This is a genomic window from Mesorhizobium sp. WSM4813 (assembly GCF_055811555.1).
Window position 1 is genome coordinate 43596 of record NZ_JBVVQU010000016.1, and the last position, 16361, is coordinate 59956.

General features: G+C 62.7%; 16 protein-coding genes and 1 riboswitch. Of the genes, 10 read left to right on the forward strand and 6 right to left on the reverse strand.

From position 1 onward, the window contains the following. Positions 1 to 4 precede the first annotated feature (4 nt). Complete coding sequence (locus AC0L25_RS11495; protein WP_473595591.1) at positions 5 to 1114, forward strand: alcohol dehydrogenase family protein; 1110 nt, start codon at positions 5 to 7, stop codon at positions 1112 to 1114. A gap of 9 nt (positions 1115 to 1123) precedes the next feature. Here AC0L25_RS11495 and AC0L25_RS11500 read toward each other — a convergent pair whose 3' ends face one another. Together AC0L25_RS11500 and AC0L25_RS11505 are read right to left on the reverse strand one after the other, a co-directional pair. Then, entirely contained in the window at positions 1124 to 1732 is a 609-nt protein-coding gene (locus tag AC0L25_RS11500; RefSeq protein ID WP_473595592.1) for a YkoF family thiamine/hydroxymethylpyrimidine-binding protein, read from the reverse strand. Further along, positions 1723 to 1835, reverse strand: a riboswitch (TPP riboswitch). Its footprint overlaps the gene before it by 10 nt. A gap of 145 nt (positions 1836 to 1980) precedes the next feature. Continuing rightward, positions 1981 to 3357: an aspartate aminotransferase family protein gene (locus AC0L25_RS11505; protein WP_473595593.1), complete on the reverse strand. Its 1377-nt coding sequence runs from the start codon at positions 3355 to 3357 to the stop codon at positions 1981 to 1983. Between the two features lie 231 nt (positions 3358 to 3588). Between AC0L25_RS11505 and AC0L25_RS11510 the strand changes: the two genes are divergently transcribed. The 4 genes from AC0L25_RS11510 (at position 3589) to AC0L25_RS11525 (ending at position 7179) form a co-directional block, all read left to right on the forward strand. Continuing rightward, entirely contained in the window at positions 3589 to 4710 is a 1122-nt protein-coding gene (locus AC0L25_RS11510) for an NAD(P)/FAD-dependent oxidoreductase (RefSeq protein ID WP_473595594.1), read from the forward strand. Positions 4711 to 4981: 271 nt separating this feature from the next. After that, a complete protein-coding gene (locus tag AC0L25_RS11515) occupies positions 4982 to 5341 on the forward strand; it encodes a YybH family protein (protein WP_473595595.1) in 360 nt (119 codons plus the stop codon). Positions 5342 to 5474: 133 nt separating this feature from the next. Next, a complete protein-coding gene (locus tag AC0L25_RS11520) occupies positions 5475 to 5915 on the forward strand; it encodes a hypothetical protein (RefSeq protein ID WP_473595596.1) in 441 nt (146 codons plus the stop codon). A gap of 73 nt (positions 5916 to 5988) precedes the next feature. Then, positions 5989 to 7179, forward strand: coding sequence for an NADH-quinone oxidoreductase subunit D (locus AC0L25_RS11525; protein WP_473595597.1), 1191 nt, complete (start codon positions 5989 to 5991; stop codon positions 7177 to 7179). A 16-nt stretch (positions 7180 to 7195) separates the two neighbouring features. Here AC0L25_RS11525 and AC0L25_RS11530 read toward each other — a convergent pair whose 3' ends face one another. Together AC0L25_RS11530 and AC0L25_RS11535 are read right to left on the reverse strand one after the other, a co-directional pair. Continuing rightward, entirely contained in the window at positions 7196 to 7948 is a 753-nt protein-coding gene (locus AC0L25_RS11530; protein WP_473595598.1) for a metallophosphoesterase family protein, read from the reverse strand. Continuing rightward, positions 7941 to 8753, reverse strand: coding sequence for a nucleotidyltransferase family protein (locus AC0L25_RS11535; protein ID WP_473595599.1), 813 nt, complete (start codon positions 8751 to 8753; stop codon positions 7941 to 7943). Before AC0L25_RS11535 ends, AC0L25_RS11530 begins: the two co-directional genes overlap by 8 nt. Before the next feature lie 146 nt (positions 8754 to 8899). Here AC0L25_RS11535 and AC0L25_RS11540 point away from each other — a divergent pair, with 146 nt between their 5' ends. After that, a complete protein-coding gene (locus AC0L25_RS11540; protein WP_473595600.1) occupies positions 8900 to 9184 on the forward strand; it encodes an acylphosphatase in 285 nt (94 codons plus the stop codon). Positions 9185 to 9382: 198 nt separating this feature from the next. After that, on the forward strand, positions 9383 to 11089 hold the full coding sequence (locus AC0L25_RS11545) for an HAD family hydrolase (RefSeq protein ID WP_473595601.1): 1707 nt from the start codon (positions 9383 to 9385) through the stop codon (positions 11087 to 11089). Between the two features lie 185 nt (positions 11090 to 11274). On the opposite strand, the gene AC0L25_RS11550 is transcribed toward AC0L25_RS11545, so the two are convergent. Together AC0L25_RS11550 and AC0L25_RS11555 are read right to left on the reverse strand one after the other, a co-directional pair. After that, positions 11275 to 11709: a hypothetical protein gene (locus AC0L25_RS11550; protein ID WP_082982175.1), complete on the reverse strand. Its 435-nt coding sequence runs from the start codon at positions 11707 to 11709 to the stop codon at positions 11275 to 11277. 616 nt (positions 11710 to 12325) lie between these two features. Next, positions 12326 to 13258, reverse strand: a complete 933-nt coding sequence (locus AC0L25_RS11555; protein ID WP_473595602.1) for a GntR family transcriptional regulator — start codon at positions 13256 to 13258, stop codon at positions 12326 to 12328. Between the two features lie 134 nt (positions 13259 to 13392). Here AC0L25_RS11555 and AC0L25_RS11560 point away from each other — a divergent pair, with 134 nt between their 5' ends. The 3 genes from AC0L25_RS11560 to AC0L25_RS11570 are packed head-to-tail and all read left to right on the forward strand — an operon-like array spanning position 13393 to position 16336. Then, positions 13393 to 14589 carry a C45 family autoproteolytic acyltransferase/hydolase gene (locus tag AC0L25_RS11560; protein ID WP_473595603.1) on the forward strand — a complete coding sequence of 399 codons (1197 nt, stop codon included), beginning with the start codon at positions 13393 to 13395 and terminating at the stop codon, positions 14587 to 14589. After that, positions 14571 to 15512, forward strand: coding sequence for an ABC transporter permease (locus tag AC0L25_RS11565; RefSeq protein ID WP_473595604.1), 942 nt, complete (start codon positions 14571 to 14573; stop codon positions 15510 to 15512). The genes AC0L25_RS11560 and AC0L25_RS11565 overlap by 19 nt, the downstream gene beginning before the upstream one ends. Next, complete coding sequence (locus AC0L25_RS11570) at positions 15509 to 16336, forward strand: ABC transporter permease (protein WP_473595605.1); 828 nt, start codon at positions 15509 to 15511, stop codon at positions 16334 to 16336. Before AC0L25_RS11565 ends, AC0L25_RS11570 begins: the two co-directional genes overlap by 4 nt. Positions 16337 to 16361: the final 25 nt, after the last annotated feature.

Here is a 16361-nt window from a genome sequence, read left to right on the forward strand (position 1 = left end):
CGACATGAAAGCCATAGCCAAACCCCTCCCCGCCACCATGGCCGCCGTGCTTCTGACCGGTCACGGCGGACCGGAAAAGCTCGTCTACCGCACCGACGTGAAGGTGCCGTCGCCCGCCCCTGGTGAAGTGCTGGTCAAGGTCACTGCCTGCGGCATGAACAACACCGACGTCTGGGTGCGACAGGGCGCTTATGGCACGGAAGAAGACGCAGCCGCCGTGTCGACCTGGCGGCGGCAAGGCAACACGCTGACTTTCCCGCGAATCCAGGGCGCCGACACGGTCGGCCACATTGTCGCCGTCGGCGATGGTGTCTCGCCGGACCGCATCGGCGAGCGGGTGATGGTCGACTTCTCCATCTACAACCGCAACGACGATTCACTCGCCGACATCGACTATATGGGCCACGGCCGTGACGGCGGCTATGCCGAGTACCAGGCCGTGCCGGCCGACAACGCCCATGTTGTCGACACCAATCTGACCGATGTCGAACTCGCCACCTTCTGCTGCGCCTATCTCACCGGCGAACAGATGCTGGAACGCGCCGCGTTGAAGGCCGGCGAGCGCGTGCTGGTCACCGGCGCCTCCGGCGGCGTCGGCTCCGGCATCGTGCAGCTGGCGCGGGCGCGCGGCGCCATTCCCTATGCCGTCGTCGGCAAGGGCAAGGAACAGGCGGTGCTCGACATCGGCGCCGAGGCAGTGATCACCCGTGGCGTCGCTGACCTGGCGGCTGCGGTAAATGGGGCGGCAGGCGGACAGCCGATCGACGTGGTTGCCGACTTGGTCGGCGGCGCGATCTTCAATGACCTCTTGCGCATCCTTCGGCCCGAAGGCCGCTACACCACGGCCGGCGCGATTGCTGGCCCGGTCGTGCAGCTCGATCTGCGCACCATGTATCTCAAGCAGTTGCAGCTGCACGGGTCCAGCCAAGGCACGCGACACGATTTCCGCCGCATCGTCCACTACATCGAGGAGAAGAACATCCGGCCGCTGGTCGGCGGTGTCTACAGGCTCTCCGATTTCCACCGCGCCCAGGCGGATTTCATCGCCAAGGACTTTGTCGGCAAACTGGTGGTCGTTCCGGATGCCGTTTCGGATTTCGCTGTAATCCGTTGACAACCAACACTAACAAGATGTCGGGCTGTTCGCTGACACGGTGAGATCGAGCGCGACATGGCCTTGCGGGGCGCCGAAGCGAAGGAAGGCTTCCGACAGCGTCGCAAACACCGGCCCGGCGTCACCGCTCAGCTTCGTGCAGAAGTTCTTCGATCTGTCGAAGACGCCCGAGGTCTTGAGAAAGTCGATGCAGCCGTAGATCTCGTCCATGTGATGGCCCTCGCCGAGCGGATAGAGCGAGAACTGCGCGGCGACCTGTTGTCCGTTTTTTTTCGCGCTGTCGACATGCGCCCGCGCCGCACCGATGCGCTCGGTCAGAGACAGTCCGTGGCTGCTTCCGGAAATCGGTGTGCAGATCGGATCGTCGGGCTCGCCAGGGCAGCCGCGCGACACCGTCGCCGACAACACGCAATGCGCGCCACCTGCCGCCGCCGAGGCGAACAGATCGCGCATGGCCGGGAAAAGCTGTTCGGGCGGGCCGACGATCAGCGTCGAGATGTCGTCGGTCTCGATGCGGAAATTCGGCCGATAGGAATCCATCGCCGAAATTGCTCTAAGGATGACGCCGACGAAATCGTCGCACATCGGATACAGGGAAATCTGTGCACCTGAAAACATAGTCGCCTCGCTCCGCTGGCATTACCCAGATCAGCTTGAGGGACCGAAGGCTTGGCACCTTCCATCTCAGCCCCGGCAATACGGAGCGCCCCTGTCGATAGGGTGGACGTAGCACCGGCGCGGTGGATGTTCAAGTAGGATCCCGGGGCAATCGCTTCAGACCAATTGCCGAGCGTGGCGCCGCCAGCGAAGCTGCCGACTTCGCCAATCACCAACGCCCATTCAGCCTCTGCCTTCGGACGACCTGATCAGCTCAGTGACCCGACCTGCTTGACCGCGGCTTCGAGCGATCTTTCAAACGCGTCTACCACCTGATCGACCTGGGGCTCGGTGATGATGAGCGGCGGGCAGAAGGCCAGCGCGTCGCCCATGTTGCGCGAGATGACGCCGTTCTGCTGCATAAAACCGTTGACGAGCCCGCCCAGCGCGCCGGCCGTCTCCCACGGCGTCTTGTCCGCCTTGTCGCCAACCAGTTCGACCGCCGCGATCAGGCCGACGCCGCGCACCTCGCCGACAAGCGGGTGCGGAGCGAGCTCGCGCAGCCGCTTCTGCATATGCGCGCCGACCGTGCGCGCATTGCCGACAAGGTCGCGTTCCTCGATCAGCTTCAGGTTCTCGAACGCGACCGCCGCCGCGACTGGATGACCGCCGCCTGTGAAGCCGTGGCCGAAGGTGCCGATGCGATTGCTTTCGTCGGCAATCGGCTCGAAAACCTTTTCGTTGATCAGCAAGGCTGAGATCGGCAGGTACGAGGAAGAAATCTGCTTCGACAGCACCATGATGTCTGGCCTAATGCCGAAGGTCTGCGAGCCGAACATTTCGCCGGTTCGGCCAAAACCGCAGATGACCTCGTCGGCGACGAGCAGGACGTCGTATTTCGACAGGACCGCCTGAATCTTCTCCCAATAGCCGGCCGGGGGAACGATGACGCCGCCGGCGCCCATGATGGGCTCGCCGAAGAAGGCAGCGATGGTTTCCGGTCCTTCGGCGAGGATCAGCTTTTCCAAATCGTCGGCAAGCCGGCTCGAAAACTGCTCTTCGCTTTCATTTGGCAATCCCTCGCGCCAATGGTGCGGCGTCGCCGTATGCAGCACATTGGCGATCGGCAGGTCGAAGGAAATGTGGTTGTTGGGCAGGCCGGTCAGGCTTGCCGAGGCAATGGTGACGCCGTGATAGCCGCGATTGCGGCTGATGATCTTCTTGCGTGCCGGCTGGCCGAGGGCGTTCGACCGGTACCAGATCATCTTCATGGCCGTATCGTTGGCCTCGGAGCCGGAATTGGTGAAATACGCCTTGCTCATCCGCACCGGCGCCATCTCCACAAGTTTCTCGGCGAGATCGATCAGCGGCGAATGCGATTTGGAGCCGAAGTCGTGATAGTAGGGCAGCTTGGACATCTGGCGCACCGCCGCGTCGACCAGCCGCTTCTCGGAGAAGCCGACCGCGACACTCCAAAGCCCGGCCATCGCCTCGATATAGCGGTTGCCGGCGAGATCCTCGACATAGATGCCGTCGCCTTTCTCGATGACGAGCGGCCCTGCTTCCTCATGCTTGCGGGCATTGGTGTAGCCGTGCATGTGGTAGCTGATGTCGCGAGCTTCGGGAGAATTCGGTCGACCGTCCATGATCGTTCCTGTCCTGCATGCCGGGACGTGCGTCCTTGCCGCCGTTCGGCGCGCATCGGCCTCTGGCATTGATGCTGTTTGGTGCATCTGTTTCTTGTAAGGGTGTCAAGCCCTTTCGGAAGGGCTGGCGGATGGACTGAGACATGCAGAAGCCGGCTGTACGCGTCGCGAGGACTTGATTCCCGAACGGCTCACCAGCAGGCACAACAACAAGCCTGAGGTGGCCTGATCGTGGACCATGTCGACTGCATCGTTGCCGGCGCCGGCGTCGTCGGCCTCGCGATCGCGCGCGAGATGGCGCAGCGCGGCATGGACACCTTGATCCTCGAAGCCGAGAACGCCATCGGCGCCGGGATTAGCTCGCGCAATTCCGAGGTTATTCATGCCGGCATCTACTATCCGACCGGATCGCTGAAGGCCCGGCTCTGCGTGGCAGGCCGGGAAAAGCTCTACCGTTATTGCCAGGAGCGGGCGGTGCCGCATGCGCGCTGCGGCAAGCTCATCGTCGCCACGGATGCCGGACAGGAGCCGGTGCTCGCTTCCATCCTGGCCAACGCCTCTGCCTGCGGCGCGGGCGACCTGACGTCCTTGACCGCCGCCGAGGTGCGCGGGCTGGAGCCGAAGCTGCGATGCACGGCGGCTCTTCTGTCTCCCGCCACCGGCATCATTGACAGCCACGCCCTGATGCTGGCGCTGCTGGGCGACGCCGAGGAGCACGGGGCGCTACTCAGCCTCAACACCCGCATCGTCGCCGGCCGCATCGAGAGTGGGCGCATCGTGCTCGACACGGTCGACAGCACCAGCGGCTGGCGCTTTGAAATCGCCACCGCGCGCTTCGTCAACGCCGCCGGGCTTGGTGCCACGGCACTTGCCGGCTCGCTTGACGGGCTCGACCCGCAGTTCGTGCCAGAACTTCGCTATGCCAAGGGCAATTATTTTTCGGTCGCCGGCCGGGGGTCGTTCTCGCGGCTGGTCTATCCCATACCCGAACCCGGCGGGCTCGGCGTCCATCTGACGCTTGACCTCGACGGCGTCGCCCGCTTCGGGCCGGATGTCGAATGGACGGATCAACTCGACTATCGCGTCGACCCAGCGCGCGGCGAGCGCTTCTACGACGAGATCCGCAAATACTGGCCGGGTCTCGCCGATGGCAGTCTGCAGCCGGCCTATAGCGGCATCCGGCCGAAGCTCTCCGGTCCCGGCGAAGCCAATGCCGACTTCGTCATCCAGGACGCGTCGGTCCACGGCGTGGAGGGCCTGGTCAATTTGTTCGGCATCGAGAGCCCCGGCCTGACCTCAAGCCTGGCGGTCGCCGACCATGTCGCGCAGCGCCTCGCGCCGAAGGCAAGCTAACCTAGGCGACCTGCGCGAGCGTGCTCGCTGCTAAAAGCGTAATCCAAAACGCCGTAAGCCATAAGCCGGGGTCGCAGAACCTGGGTCCGTCGATCACAGCCGATCGCCGGAGGCTTCGGAACCGTCGGCTCAATGACGGGGGTTAGATGGCTGTCACTTCCCTCAAGGGCAGCGCCCAAGCCGCCAAGGCTTTTGCGGCAGCCTGCAACTCATGAGATCCTACAGTTCGTAAGAACCTGTAGTTCATGAGAATGCCGGAGGAGTCCTCGCCATGACCGATGAACCAAGCCGTGAGCCGGCGCGTGATCCCCAGGATTTGGAGCGCCTGCTGATCTCCCGGCAGTGGGTGGGAGACATCGACGGCATGGCCGCGCTTTTTGAACCCAACGCCGTCGTCGACAGCGGTGAGGGGCGACTGACGCTGGGCCGCGAAGCGATCCGGGCACTCTTTGCGGACCTCACCGCAACGGGCCGAAAATTTGCTGCCGGAAATCAGGCCCCGGCTGTTGTCAGCGGAGATTTGGCACTCACGTCAACCCGTCTCCCCGACGGCACCGTAACCGCCGAGGTCGCCCGCCGCCAAGGCGACGGGACATGGCTGTGGGTCATCGATCGATTCTCCGTCGCGTAGCGTCGGCCCGACGCATGTGGCAGGACCTCCCGACGGCCTTATCCGTGACGGACCTGGAACCATAATCCGGCACGGTGGTTGTGTGGTCACCAAGTGATCCTCCCCGAGCAACCGGAGAACGGAAGGACCGATCATGCGCATGTTGACGACAATTGCCGCCCTTTCGGGATTGGCCCTGGCGCAGCCGATCCACGCGCAATCTACCGACCCGCAGCTTCCCCAAATCGCACCCCCTGCCCCGGAAGCCCTGCCCGATCCAACCCTGCCCGACCAAACGCCGCCTGACCAAGCCCTGCCGGATCAAGCGCTACCGGATCAGGGTTTCACCGACCAGAACTTTACTGGCATTGCGATCGTCGCCCTCGAGGATTTGCCTCCCGAACTCAAAACACAAGCCGAGGCCGTGATCACCCAGACCAGCGTTGAAGATCTGCTTACCCTGCAGAGCTCGATCGATGCGTCACCGCAGGCAGCAACGGCGCTGGCGGCGAACGGGCTTGATTCCTCGCAGGTCGTCGCTGCCAATATCGACGGCGATGGCATGCTGACGCTGATCATTCAGACAACCACGTGATCGACGGCCCGGGCGTGGCTGAGCGGAGCACACGGCTTCGGCCATGAGAACCCCAGTACAGCGGAGCAGCGTCATGGTGGAAGCTGCAGTTCGCAACTTCACTCTCAACTTCGGGCCGCAGCATCCCTCTGCTCACGGCGTGCTGCGGCTGGTGCTGGAACTGGACGGCGAGATCGTCGACCGGGCCGATCCCCATATCGGCCTGCTCCACCGCGGCACGGAAAAACTCATCGAGTACAAGAACTATCTGCAGGCGCTGCCCTATTTCGACCGGCTCGACTACGTCGCGCCGATGAACCAGGAGCATGCGTTCTGCCTCGCCGCCGAGAAGCTGCTCGAAATCTCAGTGCCGAAGCGCGGACAGCTCATCCGTGTTCTCTTTTGCGAAATCGGCCGGCTCTTGTCGCATCTCCTCAACGTCACGACACAGGCCATGGATATCGGCGCGCTGACCCCGCCGCTCTGGGGTTTCGCCGAGCGCGAGAAGCTGATGGTTTTCTACGAGCGCGCCTCCGGCGCCCGCATGCATGCGAATTATTTCAGGGTCGGCGGCGTGCATCAGGACCTGCCTCCGAAGCTGCTGGACGACATCTGGGCATTCTGCGACCCCTTCCTCAAGGTCTGCGACAATCTCGACGAATTGCTCACCGGCAACCGCATCTTCAAGCAGCGCAATGTCGATGTCGGTGTGATCGGGCAGGACGACGCCTGGGCCTGGGGCTTCTCCGGCGTGATGGTGCGCGGGTCGGGCGCATCATGGGACTTGCGCAAGGCGCAGCCATACGAGTGCTACGCAGAGATGGATTTCGACATTCCGATCGGCAAGAACGGGGACTGCTATGACCGCTATCTCGTCCGCATGGAGGAAATGCGCCAATCGGTGCGGATCATGAAGCAATGCGTGGAGAAATTGAGATCGCCCGAAGGCCGCGGGCCGGTCGCGATCCCGAACCAGAAGATCACGCCGCCGCCGCGGGCGACGATGAAACGCTCAATGGAAGCGACGATCCACCATTTCAAACTCTACACCGAGGGTATTCGCGTGCCCCAAGGAGAGGTCTACGCCGCGGTAGAGGCGCCGAAGGGCGAGTTCGGCGTCTATCTGGTTTCGAATGGCAGCAATACTCCGTATCGATGCAAGATCCGGGCGCCGTCCTTTGCCCATTTGCAAGCAATGGATTTTCTGTCGCGGGGGCACATGATCGCCGATGTCGCTGCGATCATCGGGTCGCTCGATATCGTGTTCGGCGAGATCGACCGCTGACCACCCACAGGGTGCTTCAGATTTCGAGCAAGGCGTAGGGACGGCCGGTTGGCTTCGCCACGTGCATGGCGACGTTATATACCGGGGCGCCGCCGGGCGTGCGACCTTCATAGGCACCGCGATGCGCGTGGCCATGCACCACGGCGCTGACCTTGAACCGATCGATCGTCTCCGCCAGGCGCGACGAGCCCAGGAACGGAAAAATCTCCAATGGCTCGCCAGCGACTGTCTCGACCACCGGAGCGTAGTGCAGGACGACAAGCGTACGATTGGTGCGAACCTGCCGCATTGCGTTTTCGAGCCGCATCGACTCGCTGACGCTTTCGGCGACCATCGCCTTGATCGCGGGCTCGCCGAAGGAGCCGAGCATGCGTGATCCAAAACCGCCAATGAAACCCTTCACGCCGACAAAGCCGACCTCCTTGATTTCCGTCGTCTGGCCGTCGAGAAGATGGACGCCTGCCTGCCGAAGGATGTGGGCGACGTCCTCGACCGCGCCGGATTCATAGTCATGGTTGCCGAGCACGGCGACGACTGGGATTGCGCAGGCGCGCAAATCTTCCGCAAGGATTTCGGCCTCGCGGGGCTTGCCGAGATTGGTGAGGTCGCCGGTGAGAACGAGGACGTCCGCTTCGCGCGAGACCTCGCCGAAGAGATCACGACAAGAGGTCTCGGCGTCTTCCTTCACATGCAGGTCGCCGACAGCCGCAATCCTCACGGTGTCGCCGTTCCCAACCCTTGCCTTGGCGGTTGTGCCCTTCTCAGCCATCACGAAATTCTCCTGTTCCACCGACGCCGGCAAAGCCCCATTCCTTGACGTCGATCTCGTAGTCGGTCGGCGAAAGCAGTCGTCCGCGGCAAATCTTCATTCGGGGCGTGGGCAGTTCCCTCTGCTTGGCGAGACGGTCAAGCAATTCGTCGAGCAGCCAGGCCGGTACATGATCGCGCTCGCTCGGATAGATCCATCGGAAATTCAGAAGCTGCATCAACAGCACCTCCCAATGAACTTCGAGGTAGGAAAGCAGCCGGTGCCAATCGATTTGATCCTGCGCCTTGAGGATTGTATGAGCGACGTCGGCGCCGTCGTGGCGGCCTCGGTCCTGGATGAAGCACTTGGACCAGATAAGCTCGGTCGGACCTACGATCCGCACCCGACTACCCAGCAAATCGATCTGCCTTGCGTGCTCCAGCCACTGGTCGCTGACAGGCATGGTTCCGTTCGCCGAGGCGAATATGACGTCAAAAAAATGCGTGCCCTTGAAGACCTTGCCGAGCCACCGGTCATCCAATATCTCGACCGCATAACCGGCCTGCTTGAAATGAGCGAGAATGCGGGCGTAATCGCCGGCCTTGCAGAAAATGTCGAGATCCTTCGTCTGGCGCGTGACGCCGGTGTAGGCGCTCACCGCGTAGGTGCCGGCGACAAGAAAGGGAATGTCCGTCGCGGCAAGCTCGCGGATCGCCTCGGTGTAGAAGACCTCGGCCTCGGCGTGCTGAAGCGTCGGCGCCGCTTTTGCGTCGATCGTCGGAACGGATGCCGGAATGGCGCCTCCCTTTGGAGAATCGTTGGTCATGGAATCGTGGCTCCGAGGCCCCCAGCAACCTGCAGCTGTCCGTCTTTAAACAAAGCCGCCGCCGCATGGTTCCGTTGCCGACAAGGCGGAGCCTTTTTCGCAGCTGGTGATTGAAGGTGTGAACAAACAGCTGCACGGAGGTGATCATGGAGGACGGACGCAAAGCGGTACGTGTCAGGCTGAGTGGAAGGGTGCAAGGCGTCTCGTTTCGCGTGTGGACACGGACCGAGGCCGAGAGGCTCGGTCTGTCCGGATGGGTTCGCAATGAGGAGGACGGATCCGTAACGGCACTGATCGTCGGACCCGAGCGCGCAATTTCGACCATGATGAACCGGTTCTGGAAAGGACCGATCGGAGCGTCGGTCTCCAGCGTGACATCCCAAGACGTCGATCCCGGCCAGGAGCCGAACGGATTCAGGATTGTCGGCTAGCAAGCGCGTACCGGGTTGGGAAAAACCGATGCTTAAGCAAAAGCCAGGCCTCAGCAACTCTTGCCTTCCCGGGAACAATCGGCAGCCAGCGCCGTTTGAACCGATCAGCCAAGACAAAGTCACCGCAGCAGATGGCTTCCCGCTCAGTTCGGCGAGACAGCTTCTCGGGTCAGCTTCGGACTACCGACGGACAGTTCAATGTATGTTCTTGCACTAGCCACTGACTACGACGGCACACTCGCGGAAAACGGGATCGTTTCCGATGCGACCCGTGCCGCGCTCGGGCGGCTGAAGGAAACCGGCCGCAAGTTGATAATGGTCACCGGTCGCGAGCTTGCCGATCTCGAAAGCGTTTTCCCGGAGCTTGGCATTTTCGACAAAGTCGTCGCCGAAAATGGCGCGCTCGTTTACACGCCAGCTTCGAAGGAGGAGCGCATCCTGGCGCCTGCGCCTCCGGCGGAATTCGTCGACAGGCTGATGATGCGCAAGATCGCGCCCCTGTCGATGGGACGTTCCGTCGTCGCCACCAGGGAGCCTAATGAGACCATCGTGCTGGAAGTGATCAAAGACCTTGGCCTGGAACTGGAGATCATCTTCAACAAAGGTGCCGTCATGGTGCTGCCAAGCGGGGTCAACAAGGCGACCGGTCTTGCGGCTGCCCTCGAGGATCTGGGGTTGTCCGCCCACAATGTCGTCGGCATCGGCGATGCGGAGAACGACCATGCCTTTCTGCGCGCCGTCGGCTTCGGAGTTGCAGTCGCCAACGCACTGCCGAAGGTACGGGAGACGGCGGGCCACGTGACGAATGGTGCCCGCGGCGCGGGCGTGAGGGAGTTGATCGAGGGCCTCATCTCGCATGACGCCGCCTTGCTGGACACGGCGCGGCAACGCATTGAGATTGGCGCGGACGACGGATCGGGCACGGTGATGCACCTTTCACCGCGCGGCGGCGGCGTGCTGCTGGCCGGCACGTCGGGGATCGGGAAATCCACCCTCGCCACCGCCCTGACCGAACGCTTTGTCGAGCAAGGCTTCCAGTTTTGCGTCCTCGACCCGGAGGGCGACTACGAGGAACTGGAGGACGTACTGGTGGTTGGCGACGCCAAAAGCCCGCCGAGCTCGCGCGAAATCTTCGACCTTTTGTCGAAGCCGTCCAACAATGTCGCCGTCAACATGCTCGGGATCAAGACCGCGGAGCGGCCAAACGCCTTCGCCAAGCTGCTGCCGGAGCTTGCCGCGCTTCGCGCCCGCACCGGACGCCCGCATTGGCTGATCATCGACGAGGCACACCATATGTTGCCGCATGCGCGCGATGGCACATTCTTTGCGCTTCCAAAGAGCCTTTCGGCGACCATTCTGGTCACAGTTCATCCCGATCTGGTTTCGCGGGACGTGCTGGCAGGTGTCGACACGGTGCTGGCTCTTGGCCCGGAAGCCGACAAGGTCGTCGAAAGCTTCTGCGCCGCAATTGGCGAGGACGTGCCGCAGGGCGTCGTGCCGCCACCGGAAAACAAGGTCTTGTATTGGAACCGGTCAACAGCCGATCCTGCAAGGCCGATCTCGATCGAGCGCCCCCGGCAGGAACGCAAGCGCCATATTCGGAAGTATGCCGAGGGCGATCTTGGCGACAACAGTTTCTATTTCCGCGGCGCGGACGGCAAGCTCAACCTGAAAGCGCAAAATCTCATGATGTTCCTCCATATCGCCGAGGGAATCGACGACCGCACCTGGGAGCATCACTTGCGCGCGGGTGACTATTCGGCCTGGTTCCGCGACCAGGTCAAGGATCAGGGACTTGCGGAGGAAGCGGCGGTCATCGAGGATGACGATAGTCTCGATCCGCATAAAAGCCGTGCCGCCATCGCGGAAGCGGTCCATCGCCGCTACACGGCGCCCGCCGACTGAAATCAGCCCATGCCTGTGGTATCGAGGCCATTGTATCGACCCTCGCCGATGGCGGATTGCCGCAGAACGACATATCCGCACATCAACGACCGCTGATACGAGGCGTGGAGATCGCTTTCGCCGCCTCCATCACCCGAACATGCCGGCCCCTAGCGTGAATGCCGGCATCGTGAATGTCCGTAGCGTCAATGCATGAATGTTCCTCGCAGCCAGGCGAAGAAACCGAACCTCTCGGACATTGCCGCACGGACGCGAGAGGCAGCCCATCGCGCTCGTATCGTGGCGCCGACATGGCAATGGCAGACGATTTCGTGCAACTGCCAGTCGGTCAGTTCGAAGAAGCGCCTGGCTTCACCGTAGGTGTCGTCTCTCAAGCCTTGCGCACGAAAGATCGGATCCTCGAAGGCAACCGTGAGAGGCGAGTCGTTGTAACGCATTTTTTCGCGTATCTCAGGGGACTTGTATTCGGTGCCCGTCAGCGCTTCGAGACGCCGATCGGGATTTTTCTCCAGCAGTTTCGCCCAACGTTCGAGACGCTGGCTTCGGGTCGCTACGAGGTCTGTTGCTTCAGCGTGAACATCGGCAACGGTATGCAGTTGGTCAAGTGTTTGGTGCTTCACGGCCGCCTCCTATTCAGCAGGTGAGTTCGTCCCACCCTGAAATGGAAATTATGGCGCTCCACGACGCCGACAAGGCCCTGATGCACGGACCATTCGATCACTTTTCTGACGGCGTCGTCCTGCCACGAGTGCCTGATGTGGGGGATCGGAGGTTCCCATCGGAACTATAGGCACGCGTGGTCGTTCTGCGTGCATCGGCCCGTAGAGCGAAACCGGTCGGAACGGGTGGCGTCAAAAAATCCGGCCGACGTCAGCGACCCGCCAAGGCAGAGTGCAGCGAGCGGAAAGAAATCACGCTATGGCCATTCTTCCCACTCCCGAACCAACGCCCACTCCGGCGCCCACGCCACCGCCGTTTCCTGAACCGAAGCCGGTGCGTGAGCCGGATCCGGATAGACTTCCCGACGAAGCTCCCGTTCCCAATCCGGATGAAAATGATGCGCCGCTGAAAATCGGTCCTAATGCATCCAATCCCCGACATTTGACGGAGCGGATTGGCGTGAAGCGATCGGGGAGATGCTCGTTCCAGATCGCTCAATTCCTCATGGATGCCGGAGGGTGTCGCGGCATTGCGCGGCCGAGTGGCCAGCATGCGCGATGCCGCCGCCGGCAGGCATCAGATCGAGCGCTGCAGCGAAGCGAACTCCGAGGCCTGCCGTAGATGCTGGCGCAGCAGCGCCTCGGCCCATTCGATCTCGCCCGCCTCGACGGCATCGAGGATGGCCAAATGTTCCCGGCAGGATTGCTCGATACGTTCCGCCGGCAGTTCCTCGAAACCCGCCGATTCCTGCAACCGGCGCAGATTGTTCTGCTGACGCACCGCATCGGCCAGGAACCGGTTGCCGGAACAGGCCGCAAGTCCTTCGTGAAAGGATGCGTTGATCCGAAACCATTCGTCGCCGCCGATCAGCGTCTTGCCCGTCGACACGATCGCCAGGATGCGCTCGTGAGCGCGCCGGACCGGCGCCAGCTGCTGGGGATCCGCATTGAACATGGGCGACCGCAGCGCCGCGCATTCGACGGCCATCCGGAATTCATAGCTTTCCCGGTACGCGTCCTCGCCGACAAGTGTGTCGGCGAACCGCCAGCCATGCCCCGGCAGGCGCTGCACCAGCCCTTCGGCGGCAAAGCGGAGCAAAAGCTTGCGCACGACGCCGCGCGACACCTGATAGCGCGGCATCAATTCCGCCTCGGACACCTCCTGGGGCAGTTGGCCAAGCGCGCGCTCCCGCATCATCCTGCGGTAAAGCTCCTCGAGCGGAGAACTGGGCAGGATATCCTCCGGGTCGAGGTCGGCGACATCGCGCGCCAATTGCAGCCCCCTCGTCTCGAAGGGACTGAGAATGCCCTGGGCGACCAGCAGTTCCAGCGCCGCGCTGACGGGGGAACGCGAAACGCCGAACGTGCGGGCAAGGTCTGGCACCGAGACGCGGGTTCCAACCGTCCAGCCCGAATCCCTGATCCGCTCCAGGATCCGCCGCGCCAGATCGATCTGCAGCGGACTGGCCGCCTCGCTGCGTGCCGGCCGGTCGATCATCGTTTCGTTCATATGCACTTCCTAAGGCGTTCGCATTATAGATATGCGCTACGCAGTTCGAACTGGCAATCTAGGAATTTTACTGCTTTTCATTCAATCAAAATGCATTAGTATCCGAACTCGCACCAGTTCGAGGCTTCCGCTTGATGACAACAGTCGCACCATTTCCGCTTGTCGAGATCGATGGAGCGCCGAGAGCGCGCGGCATGGCCTATGGCGAACAGGCGCGCGGGCGCATCGGCGCTTCGGTGGCGCTCTATGCCGCGCAGCTCGACCGTTTCGGCTTCAGGCGGGACGATGTCGGGCGGTTCTCCGGCATCTTCCTGCCTCGCTTGCGGCAATGGGCGCCCGATCTCGTCGAGGAAATGGAAGGAATTGCGTCAGGCGCGAATGTCGACCTGTCCTCGATCGTCCTGGTCAATGCGCGTACCGAAGTCCTGCAGCTCGCCCGGCGCGAGAAAGGCATTTCCGACAACGAGCCCGACGGATGCACGGGCGCGGCGATCCTGCCGGAGGCAACCCGGCACGGCAGGCTCATCCACGGCCAGAACTGGGATTGGAAGGCTGAGTGCGCCGAGACCTCGGTGGTGTTACGCATCCGGCGAACGGACGGGCCGGACCTCCTCACCTTCACCGAAGCCGGCGGACTGGCGCGCAGCGGCTTCAACGCGGCCGGCATCGGCATTACCGCGAACTATCTCGAATCGGACCGCGACTATCGCGGGATCGGAATTCCGCTTCCCTTCATCCGGCGCCGGGCTCTCGAGGCGCAGCATTTCGCCCATGCCATCAAGGTGGTGGCGACGACGCCGAAATCCGGCTCCAACAACATGATCTTGAGCACCGCCGAAGGGTTCACGGTCGATTTCGAATGCGCCCCGGACGAGGCCTTCGTCATCTATCCTGACAACGACATGATCGTCCACGCCAATCACTGGCAGAGCCCGGTGGCGTTGTCTAAGCTGCGCGAAACCGGACTTCGCGACGTGCCGGACAGTCTTTATCGCGACCACCGCGTGCGCCGTCACCTGTCGGCGCGGCATGGAGACATAACCATCGACGACCTGAAGGAAGCCCTGTTCGACAACTTCGCTTCGCCGTTCAGCGTGTGTCGTCCGGAGATCAGGAAGGAAGGCGGCAATCTCTCGGCGACGGTGGCGATGATCGTCTTCGAACCAGCCGCCGGCGTCATGGAGATCGCGCCGTTGCCGGCCAAGAACCGCGAATTCACCCGCTACGAACTCACCATCGAAGACGAGATCCTCGAGCGGGCGGAGAAGGCAGTGCCGGGACGGGAGAGACCTTCGATATCACAGGAGAAACGATGGTCCGCTTTGTCCTGACCCGGATCGCCAGCGCCATACCGACACTCGTCCTGGTCTCGGTCGCGGTGTTCGTGATGATGCGCTTCGTCCCGGGCGATCCTGCGACGCTGATGCTGGGCGACCTCGCGCAGCCCGGACAGGTCGATGCGATGCGGCATCAGATGGGGCTCGACCAGCCCGTGGTGGTGCAATATCTGATCTGGGCTGGCAACGTCCTTTCAGGCGATTTCGGACGCTCGATCGGCAGCGGGCAAGAGGTGCTGCCGCTGATCCTCGACCGTTTCGCCGTCTCCTCGACCATCGTCTTTCTCGCCGTGCTTGTCGCCTCGGCGATCGCCGTGCCTGCCGGCATGCTGGCTGCCTGGAAGCAGGACAGCCTCCGCGACGTCACCGTCGTCGCCACCTCGACCATCCTGCTCTCGATACCCAGTTTCTGGCTGGGGCTGATGCTGATGCTGATCTTCGGCCTCTATCTCGGCTGGCTGCCGGTCGTCGGCTATGTGCCCTTCAGCCGCGACTTCGCCCAAGCCGCTCTGTATGTGATCCTGCCCGTGGTCACCCTGGTGCTCGTCGAGTCCGGCCCGATTGCGCGCATGGCCAGGGCCAGCACGATCGAGGTGGCGCGCCTGGAATACATCACCCATGCGCGGGCGAAGGGGCTTTCGGAAAGCGCGGTGATGTGGCGCCACGCTTTCAAGAATGCCTTCGCGCCCACCTTGACCCTGATCGGCTTGGTGCTCGGCAGCCTGCTTTCCAGCATCGTCGTCATCGAGACCGTCTTCACCATTCCCGGCCTCGGCCGGCTGCTGGTAGACGCGATCTATGCCCGCGACTATCCCGTGATTCAGGGATCGATGCTGTTCGTCGCCTTCATCTATGTCGCGGTCAATCTTCTCGTCGACCTGATCTACCCGCTGCTCGATCCGAGGGTTACCGCATGATCGCCCGTGCGCTCGGCCGGCCCGGTCTGAAATTCAACGCGATCTTCGGGATCGCCGTTACCGGGGCATTGATCCTTTTGGCCGTGTTCGGTCCGTGGATCGCGCCCTACGATCCGCTCAAGCTCGATTTGCCGTTGCGCCTCAGCGGGCCCTCGCCTGTGCACCTGCTCGGCGCTGACGAGTTCGGACGCGACGTGCTCAGCCGCCTCGCCAGCGGCGCGCGAACCAGCGCCTGGATCGCTTTTGCGACGGCCGCCTTCGCATTGGTCCTCGGCATCGTGTTCGGCGTTCTCGCCGGTTTCCTGCGGGGCTGGGTCGATCGCGTCATCATGATGGTCAACGACGCATTCCTCGCCTTCCCTGGCCTGCTCCTGGCGCTCGGCCTGATGGCGGTGATCGGCGCCAGCCGCGAGGGCATCATCGTTGCGCTCGGCCTTGCCTACATGCCGATCGTGGTGCGCGTGGTGCGGGCTTCCGTGATGTCCATTCGCGAGCGGGAATATGTCGAGGCCTCGCGGGTGATGGGCAACAGCGAGATCATCACCATGGCGCGGCATGTGCTGCCCAACTGCGTTGCTCCGATCATCGTGCTTGCCACCACCATGTTCGGATGGATCATCCTGTCGGAAAGCGCGCTGAGCTTTCTGGGGCTGGGCGTCCCGCCACCGGCGCCGAGTTGGGGCAACATGCTGTCGACGGCGCGGCCCTATATCGGCCAGGCGCCGCATCTGATCATCCTGCCGGGTCTCTGCATCTCGATCACGCTGCTCGGCATCAACATGCTGGGCGACGCGGTTCGCGACTGGCTCGACCCGAAAATGTAGGTGCTGGAAACATGCTCGTGCCGAG

Bases quoted from the DNA above. Each gene is read 5' to 3' on its own strand.
- AC0L25_RS11495 (WP_473595591.1), top strand. From the start codon at position 5: ATGAAAGCCATAGCCAAACCCCTCCCCGCCACCATGGCCGCCGTGCTT.
- AC0L25_RS11500 (WP_473595592.1), bottom strand. From the start codon at position 1,732: ATGTTTTCAGGTGCACAGATTTCCCTGTATCCGATGTGCGACGATTTC.
- AC0L25_RS11505 (WP_473595593.1), bottom strand. From the start codon at position 3,357: ATGGACGGTCGACCGAATTCTCCCGAAGCTCGCGACATCAGCTACCAC.
- AC0L25_RS11515 (WP_473595595.1), top strand. From the start codon at position 4,982: ATGACCGATGAACCAAGCCGTGAGCCGGCGCGTGATCCCCAGGATTTG.
- AC0L25_RS11520 (WP_473595596.1), top strand. From the start codon at position 5,475: ATGCGCATGTTGACGACAATTGCCGCCCTTTCGGGATTGGCCCTGGCG.
- AC0L25_RS11525 (WP_473595597.1), top strand. From the start codon at position 5,989: ATGGTGGAAGCTGCAGTTCGCAACTTCACTCTCAACTTCGGGCCGCAG.
- AC0L25_RS11530 (WP_473595598.1), bottom strand. From the start codon at position 7,948: ATGGCTGAGAAGGGCACAACCGCCAAGGCAAGGGTTGGGAACGGCGAC.
- AC0L25_RS11535 (WP_473595599.1), bottom strand. From the start codon at position 8,753: ATGACCAACGATTCTCCAAAGGGAGGCGCCATTCCGGCATCCGTTCCG.
- AC0L25_RS11540 (WP_473595600.1), top strand. From the start codon at position 8,900: ATGGAGGACGGACGCAAAGCGGTACGTGTCAGGCTGAGTGGAAGGGTG.
- AC0L25_RS11545 (WP_473595601.1), top strand. From the start codon at position 9,383: ATGTATGTTCTTGCACTAGCCACTGACTACGACGGCACACTCGCGGAA.
- AC0L25_RS11555 (WP_473595602.1), bottom strand. From the start codon at position 13,258: ATGAACGAAACGATGATCGACCGGCCGGCACGCAGCGAGGCGGCCAGT.
- AC0L25_RS11560 (WP_473595603.1), top strand. From the start codon at position 13,393: ATGACAACAGTCGCACCATTTCCGCTTGTCGAGATCGATGGAGCGCCG.
- AC0L25_RS11565 (WP_473595604.1), top strand. From the start codon at position 14,571: ATGGTCCGCTTTGTCCTGACCCGGATCGCCAGCGCCATACCGACACTC.
- AC0L25_RS11570 (WP_473595605.1), top strand. From the start codon at position 15,509: ATGATCGCCCGTGCGCTCGGCCGGCCCGGTCTGAAATTCAACGCGATC.